The following is a 7,756-nucleotide window of genomic DNA, read 5'->3' on the forward strand; positions in this document are numbered from 1 at the left end:
GGTTAAGGCTAGCTCAAACTACTTGTGTCCTAATGCTTAGCGGTATTACCGCTAGTCTGGTGGCTTTACCCACATGGGCCCAGCTTCCCCCCTTAGACTCCCCCGACACCATCCGTAGTCAAGGTGTCCTGAGACCTCAGGCTTCCCCCCCTTCAACAGTTGCCTTAGAAACCTATGCCCTAGGTCCTGGCGATCAAATCAGAGTTGAGGTGCTAGTCGAACTCGAGATTTTTGAAGAGCCATTTGACCAAATTGTGTTGTTGGACGGTTCTCTGACACTGCCCTGGGTTGGCAAGGTCGATGTTGCTGGCCTCAACCCTATTGAAGCTGAGGCCAAGGTTGCCGCCGCTTATAGTCAATACATTCGTAATCCAAGACTTACCTTTCAGCTGCTACAGCCACGTCCACTAAGAGTGGGTATTGTAGGGGAGATCAACCGTCCCGGCGGTTATACACTACAGGTCAGTTCAGAAGCAGGTGAACAATCTGAAGCCAGTGAAAGCCGTACTCGCTTTTGGCCCAGTTTAACCCAAGCTATTATTACTGCAGGGGGTATTACACGTTCTGCAGATGTTCGTTCTGTACAGATCAAACGAGAAGGAGTGCCCGACCTGATTCAGGCCAATCTCTGGGATTTAGTAGAAAGTGGTAACCTGCGCCAAGATGTATTACTACGAGATGGCGACCAAATCATCGTTCCGACCGCACAGACCATTGATAACTCAGAAGTGATCGCCCTAGCCAACACAACGTTTGCACCGGCTACTATAACGGTGAATGTCGTGGGTGAAGTTGAATCTCCTGGAAGTCTTTCAGTTCCACCAGACACGCTGCTAAATCAAGCTGTCCTGACAGCTGGTGGGTTCAATAACCGTGCTCGCACTAGCCGTGTAGAGCTGATTCGTCTCAACCCCAACGGGAATGTATCTCAACAATCAGTTAGCGTTAATCTTGCTCAGGATGTAAATGATGAACAAAACCCAGTTCTTCAGGACGGAGACACTATTATTGTCGGTCGTTCAGGTCTTGCTGCCACTTCAGATACGGCTAGTCTAATTTTCTCACCCTTGACTGACTTACTTCTAGGGATCTTCGGTATTCAATAACTGATACTGATTGGACTAGTGGCGCTCTGGCGCCCTATTTACTGTTTTTGTTTTATCGATATGTCTAGATGGCAGCCTGACTTACTATGAATTTTATTCGTAATGTTATTGATCTCAACCTTCAGTATCTGTTCGCAGCAACTCGCCGTGGTATCGTTCCGGCAACGGCAGCATTTATTCTGACGGTTTTAGGTGCTGCTACCGTTGCAAAGTTGACGAAGCCAACCTATCTATCTGAAGGAAAGCTCCTATTTACACCTGACCGAGCCGCTGCATTGACAGGTTTAGAAAAAGCAGAGGAAGGCGGACCTCTAAAAACCATTAGTTTTGGAACTCAGCTAAACTCTGAGATTGAAATTATCACCTCAAAGCCCCTAATCCAGAAAACGATTGATACGCTCCAGCTAAAAGACGATGAAGGTGAACCCTTGAAGATTGAGGATCTTTGGGCAGATCTTGCAGTCACCGTTGTATTTCAAACAGATGTTTTATCCTTTTCCTATCTGGATGAAGACCCGGTAATAGCAGCCGATGTTGTCAATACCTTGATGGAATTGTATCGGTCACAGAAACTGACCAGTACCCAGGTAGATACTGCTAGTGCAGGAGATTTCCTAGACCGGCAGCTACCTTTAAATGCCGAAAAAGTTAGAAAAGCAGAATATGAGCTGCGTGTTTTTCGAGAAACCTATAACGTTGTCAACTTAGCGGATGAGCAAGGTATTGCAGTTGCTGCCTTGAATGATTTACGTAAAGATCAGGACTCTGTACGAGCAGAACTGAGTTCACTGTACGGTATACAAGAGACGTTGGGTGCTCAGCTTGGTCTTAACGTATCCGATGCGATTAAGGCCAATACCTTAAGTCAATCTGCCCAAATTCAAGATATCTTGGCAGATCTCAATGAAGTTCGTCGCTTGATAGCTGTACAGCAGGTGGAGTTTACGGAAGAAAGCCCTATTCTTCAGCGCTTGCGAGCTCAAGAAGCATCTCTTACCAGTCTCTTAGATGAGCGCGTGCGGGATGTAGCTGGTGGTTCTGTTCAAGAATCGCTTCTTCAAATGGGGGCTGTCGGAGAGTTGCTGGTTGAAGAGTATGCTGTTAATAACCTGAAGACAATTGGTTTAGAGGAGCGTCTAAAGGCTGTTGAATCTAATGCTCAGAGATATCAAGAACGTATCGACCTCTTTCCAGAACTGGAACAGCGTCAGCGAGATTTAGTGCGTAATTTAGAAGCCGCTCAAAAAACCTATCAGGAACTATTGGGTAAACGTCAAGAGCTGCAGGTTAGAGAAAATCAGCTCACTAACTTTATTCAAATTATTGAACCGGCTGTTCCTCCAGAAGATCCTTCCTCTCAGGTAGCCATACAAATTCTGGCTATGGGTGTTGTTGCTGGCTTTGCGCTTGGCTTAGCTATCATCGTTGCCATTGACTTCTTTATTGTAGATGTCAAAGGTGCTAACAAAGTCTATGACCCGGATGCATATAATATGCCCTCAGGTCTTTGATCGAGAAGCGATCATTGTCTGATTTAGAGTCCCACTTTCAAAAAATCTATCAATCCGTCTTTATCTAAATAGGCATGTTGCCTTATGGTATCTAAACCTGCTGCAGTGAGAAATCTATTCTCTAGAAGCGAAGATGCAATCTTGGCTCGCAGAGCCTTATTCGAATCATTATTAGAAAAATTTGAATATGCATTTGTCTTTATCTCACTTTTTCTTTTTACCGATGCAGTACTGATTGTTATCCTTAGTGGGGGAGCCAGTGAAGGTGATGGATTTGACTATGGCTCAGTAAATTTTGCGCCTGTTCAACTGTTCTATATGCTGAACTATAGTCTGACGCTTCTTTTTCTAGTTTGCAGATATAAACGAACAATTTATGTACTTCTGAGCAACCCTTTGATGGTTGCCACTAGCGTTTTAATCGCATCATCGTTTTTCTGGTCGTTTTCCCCTGATGACTCACTTACTGGAGGAGTATTTGCAACTTGCAACATGTTGTTTGCGGTTTACTTAGCGGGGCGATTTACTCTAAAACAACAGCTGACAATACTGAGCTATGTTCTGTTTAGCATAGCGGTGCTAAATATTCTATTCGTTAAAGGATTACCGCAGTATGGCGTTATGGGACCGCCAGTACATACTGGGGCCTGGCGAGGTGTATTTACCCATAAAAACGGGGCTGGAAGACTGATGGTACTAGCCTGCGGTGTGATGTTCACTATGTTTAACGATGTAAAAAATATTCGTTTCAAGTGGATGTATCTGATTGGGTTATTGCTTTCACTCTACATGATCAAAAAGACTGGCTCTGGCGGCGCGTTAGTCAATTCTATTTTTATTATGGCGATCGTCCTGATTACCCAGGTATTTAAGACAAAACCGCGCAAGCTCCTCCTGTCACTTATTTTTATGACATCGGCCACTATATGTATATCTATGGCCTATGTTCCGATCATGACGTTTGCCCTGGGACTGATTGGTAAAGATCCAACGTTTACAGGGCGCACAGACATTTGGGAATATGTTCATACCATGATTGGCAAGCGTCCTGCCCTAGGGTACGGTGTTGGCGGTTTTTGGAATGGGACAGATGGTCCATCTTTGTATATTATTCAACGAGCTCGTTGGAATGTGCCAGATTCACACCAGGGTTTTCTTGATCTGACGCTCCAAATTGGGTTTATTGGCGCTTCCATGGTATGCCTCGTCATGTGGCAAACGCTGCTTAGAGGCGTTGCGAGGGTCCGTTTGTTTAAGTCATGGGTGAGCAGCTGGCCGACGGTATATGTGCTTTATCTCTCGCTGGTTAATCTATCAGAGTCATCGTTGCTAGCACCTAATAGTATATTCTGGATTTTAGTTTGTACAACAAGTTTCACGACGTCCTTTGAGGCAAAATATTTAGTCGATTTTGATAGATTTGGTCTAGTAGGAAAGAATAAGCCTAGAGCAGATCAAATCATGGGCAAAGTTAAGCCTCCAGTAAACGCTCATACTAATATTTAATGCCGTTAACGAAGTGAACAAGATTATTTCTAAAGTCAAAAAAATCTTTAGCGGCTCTCTGGTTAAAGATAGCTTTTGGATGCTGTCATCTCAGATCCTTGGTATTTTTATTCAAGGTGCCTATTTTATTATTGTTGCTAGAGTATTAGGAGCTGGGGCATATGGCATATTTATCGGTATTGCCTCATTTGTCAAACTAGTTGTGCCGTTTGTCGGACTTGGCAATGCTGATATTTTTCTCAAGCATGTTTCAAGAGACCAGAGGCTTTTTAGAGGCTATTGGGGAACGACACTACTCACCTGTCTGATTTTCAATCTGGGCCTAATCCCTTTAATGCTAGGCCTATCAAGGTTAGTTTTTAACCCCGGCACATCGCTGCTGCTTATCTTATTTGTACTGCTCGCAGATTTATTAGGAGGAAAAATATGGGACTTGGCTGCAGGGGCTTTTGTTGCCTGCGATCAATTTAAGCTTGTTGCTCAAAGCAAGATTCTTTATGGGCTAGGAAAATTAATTGCAGCTATTGGTCTATTAGTCTTTTTCGAGGACGGTAATGTTGTTGCTTGGGGGGGACTATATTGTTTAGGTTCAATTTTTCCAGCCCTATCCTCAGTGCTAACGGTTAACAAGTTATTTGGCAACCCCATCTTCAATCTTAAAAAGTATCCACCTGAATTTGCTGAAGGATTTTTCTTTGCCATTGCACAGTCAGCAGAAACAGTGAATGGACAGATTGACAGAACTATGTTGGTCAGTCTAGCCTCTGCCGACGCAGCCGGTATCTATGCAGCCGGTTATCGCTTTATTGATGTTGGATACATAATTATCATTGCGGTAATGAGTGCCACCTACACGCGGTTTCTGCGTCATGGAGCTTCTGGGATTAAGGCTGGCCTCAAATTTGCGCTGAAATTAGTCCCTGTTTCAGTAGGCTACGGAATAATTTCCGCAATTGCATTAGTGAGCCTTGCTCCATTTACAGCCAATATTTTAGGTGAAGAATATGCCCAATCAGGAGGCGTGCTACTATGGCTAGCCCCTATTCATTTGATTGCTACATTGCAATTTATCGCAGCTGACACACTTACGGGTTCAGGTTTTCACAGAGTCAGAAGTATATTGCAAGTAACAGCTGCATTTATTAACTTTGGGGCAAACTTGTATCTAATTCCTCGTTTTTCTTGGCAAGGCGCAGCCTGGGCGACCTTAACGTCTGAGACATTTAAGCTGATCACCCTGTGGCTAGCAGTGCTCTTTTACAGCAAACGAGCCACTATTCAGGGTCAGTTGGCCAACGCTGGAACTGACCCTGAACTAGATTAAGGTTTCTGATGCCACTGCAGCAACAGTGATTCTATAGTTTCCATAATTTCAATTGTTTCTGAAAGTGGCATTAAATCACTTTCTAATTTTCCTGCTTGCAAACATTTAACAACTTCTGTTGCTTCATAGTTATACCCATTTCCAGAGAGTCGTTGACCAATACTCTTAGATTTCTCTTTACGAAATTTAGCCAAAGTCTTAATCAATTGATTTTGCTTTAGCTGATTGATGATAGAGCGTTTCCAACCAACCTCAATCGTTTTCTGCTGAGATGTAACGACCACTGGTTTGCCGGAAAACCGAGTGATTGTGATACTTTCTGGTTTATAAAATGGTTCTTTAATAGCAATCTTACCTTGAGTACCAACGATCAAAGCTTCATTGGAACTGTAGGTATGCAAGGTAGAGTGCAAAATAGCCATGGCACCATTAGCATAGCGAAGGATCATGGCCGATTGATCATCCACACCTGTTTTTCCAATACAGGGCTCTCCACTGATTTGTTGAGGCTTACCCAACAACATAAACGCTAGAGATAACGGGTAAACGCCTCGATCTAGCAGGGCACCGCCGCCTAGCTCAAGGTTAAAAAAACGGTTTTTCGGATCAAATTCTGTTGGATAGCCAAAATCAGCTGTCAGCAACCGCACCTCACCAATCTCACCCGCTCGAATCAATCGGCGTACCTCTTGGATTAACGGCATAAACCGCATCCACATGGCTTCCATACAGAACAATTTTTGCTGCCTGGCTACAGCCATTACTTCTCGGGCTTCTTGGGATGTTACTGTAAATGGTTTCTCACAAAGAACGGCTTTTCCTGCATTGAGACACAACATACTATCAGCTTTATGGCGTGTTTGAGGAGTCGCAATATAAACAACATCTATATCTGGATCTTGTACTAGTTCTTCATAGCTGCCATAGGCTTTAGGGGCATTAAATATATTTGCAAACTTCTGTGCCTTATCAAGTGTTCTAGAGCCTATGGCCCATAGCTGAGCATCAGAAATAGACTGAAGGCCTTCGATAAATTGAGTCGCTACTGTACCAGTCCCCAAAATACCCCAGCGAATGATAGTGCTCATAAAATATAACGTCTATTCAGATTGAGTTTGTGCTTGAGTAAATCTATATTGATTCCCCTTGGAATAAAGTAGCCTATAAGGTTCTATTAATGGCTATTGAATAACACTATTTATGAGAATAAGGCATGCTCTTCAATAATGTTTATTCAAGGGCGGTAAATGGCATAATATATTTGAACTCTACCCAACTAAGGCCAACTAAACAGGGACAAGCTTTTGTCGTAATTTAGATTGAGGTCAGGTTATTAACGTTTTTTTGGATGGCGTTCAATAAAATTGACAGGTGGTTATCCCGTTTAACCAATAACCAGAAGACCACAACTAAAAGAACTCTATTTTAGAGAAAATACTTTTTAGATCTAGATTAGAGCGTGATTTAAGACTTCAAAATTCCGTTATCAGTCACATCTTTCCTATCGGATCTGGCTCAAATATCGTCTTTGTCCAAAAAAGCTTGATTAATAGAATAGAAACTTTGCATTGTCTAATGCGTCTAAAGATATGTTGGCAAGGCAAATATCTTCCCGTATTCTCACGGTGCTCCAGATAGTCACTCAATTCTACCTGGTGGGTTTTCTTTCTGCGTAAGGCTCCGTTTCGAAAACACTAGCACTAGTTTTCTTACGTATGCTATTTGCAAAAATCAATGGTGCAGTTTTATTACATTGAAGGATTAATCTATGAATGATTTATTAGAATACGATACTTACGATATCAATGCAGAGAATGCTGCAGATTTATTTGCTCAGCAGGTTGAAGCACCCGCGCCCCCACTAGGAGACTTTTCTGGAAAAGGTTTTATAGTCTGTGCGGGTGGCCCCTATTTAGAGAGTGCATACGTTGTAGTTCGTCTTCTACGTCATTACGGTGCAACATTACCTATCGAAATTTGGCACGCTGGGGAAGATGAGGTTCCAGCTTGGGCAAGACCCGCATTTATTGAACATGATGCGACTTTCCACGACATCATGGATTATTGCCAAAATCGCCCCCTAAAGCAGATGCGCGGCTTCCCCATTAAAACTGCTGCGATTCTCAAGACACGCCTTCGGGAAGTGATGCTGATTGATGCCGACTGCTTTCCTGTGTGTAATCTGGAATTTCTATTTGAAAGCCAAGAATATAAAGATAATAAGGCAGTATTTTTTCCTGATTATCAGCGTCACATACTTCTACCAGATAGACCGGTCTGGGATTATGTAGGTATGCCGTATAAGGGAG

The 7,756-nt window shown here is 43.1% G+C and carries 6 protein-coding genes; 5 read left to right on the forward strand and 1 reads right to left on the reverse strand.

The window, feature by feature from the left end; genetic code table 11:
* From IQ260_RS23850 to IQ260_RS23865, 4 genes are all read left to right on the forward strand, one after another.
* Positions 1–1,106: SLBB domain-containing protein (locus IQ260_RS23850; protein ID WP_228016389.1), on the forward strand; the 1,106-nt coding region annotated here is incomplete at its 5' end.
* A gap of 86 nt (positions 1,107–1,192) precedes the next feature.
* A complete protein-coding gene (locus IQ260_RS23855) occupies positions 1,193–2,617 on the forward strand; it encodes a GumC family protein (protein ID WP_193995581.1) in 1,425 nt (474 codons plus the stop codon).
* A gap of 84 nt (positions 2,618–2,701) precedes the next feature.
* A complete protein-coding gene (locus tag IQ260_RS23860) occupies positions 2,702–4,123 on the forward strand; it encodes an O-antigen ligase family protein (protein ID WP_193995582.1) in 1,422 nt (473 codons plus the stop codon).
* Positions 4,124–4,136: 13 nt separating this feature from the next.
* Positions 4,137–5,447, forward strand: a complete 1,311-nt coding sequence (locus IQ260_RS23865) for an oligosaccharide flippase family protein (RefSeq protein ID WP_193995583.1) — start codon at positions 4,137–4,139, stop codon at positions 5,445–5,447.
* Here IQ260_RS23865 and IQ260_RS23870 read toward each other — a convergent pair.
* Complete coding sequence (locus IQ260_RS23870; RefSeq protein ID WP_193995584.1) at positions 5,444–6,535, reverse strand: Gfo/Idh/MocA family protein; 1,092 nt, start codon at positions 6,533–6,535, stop codon at positions 5,444–5,446. The two genes, IQ260_RS23865 and IQ260_RS23870, sit on opposite strands and share 4 nt — an antisense overlap.
* Before the next feature lie 680 nt (positions 6,536–7,215).
* On the opposite strand from IQ260_RS23870, the gene IQ260_RS23875 reads away from it, so the two are divergent.
* The coding region (locus tag IQ260_RS23875) for an alpha-mannosyltransferase (RefSeq protein WP_193995585.1) at positions 7,216–7,756 on the forward strand (541 nt) is incomplete at its 3' end.

This window comes from Leptolyngbya cf. ectocarpi LEGE 11479 (genome assembly GCF_015207065.1).
GTDB lineage: Bacteria > Cyanobacteriota > Cyanobacteriia > Phormidesmidales > Phormidesmidaceae > Leptothoe > Leptothoe ectocarpi.

Excerpts from the sequence above, each read along its gene's own strand:
- IQ260_RS23855 (WP_193995581.1), top strand. The coding sequence starts at position 1,193 with ATGAATTTTATTCGTAATGTTATTGATCTCAACCTTCAGTATCTGTTC.
- IQ260_RS23860 (WP_193995582.1), top strand. The coding sequence starts at position 2,702 with ATGGTATCTAAACCTGCTGCAGTGAGAAATCTATTCTCTAGAAGCGAA.
- IQ260_RS23870 (WP_193995584.1), bottom strand. The coding sequence starts at position 6,535 with ATGAGCACTATCATTCGCTGGGGTATTTTGGGGACTGGTACAGTAGCG.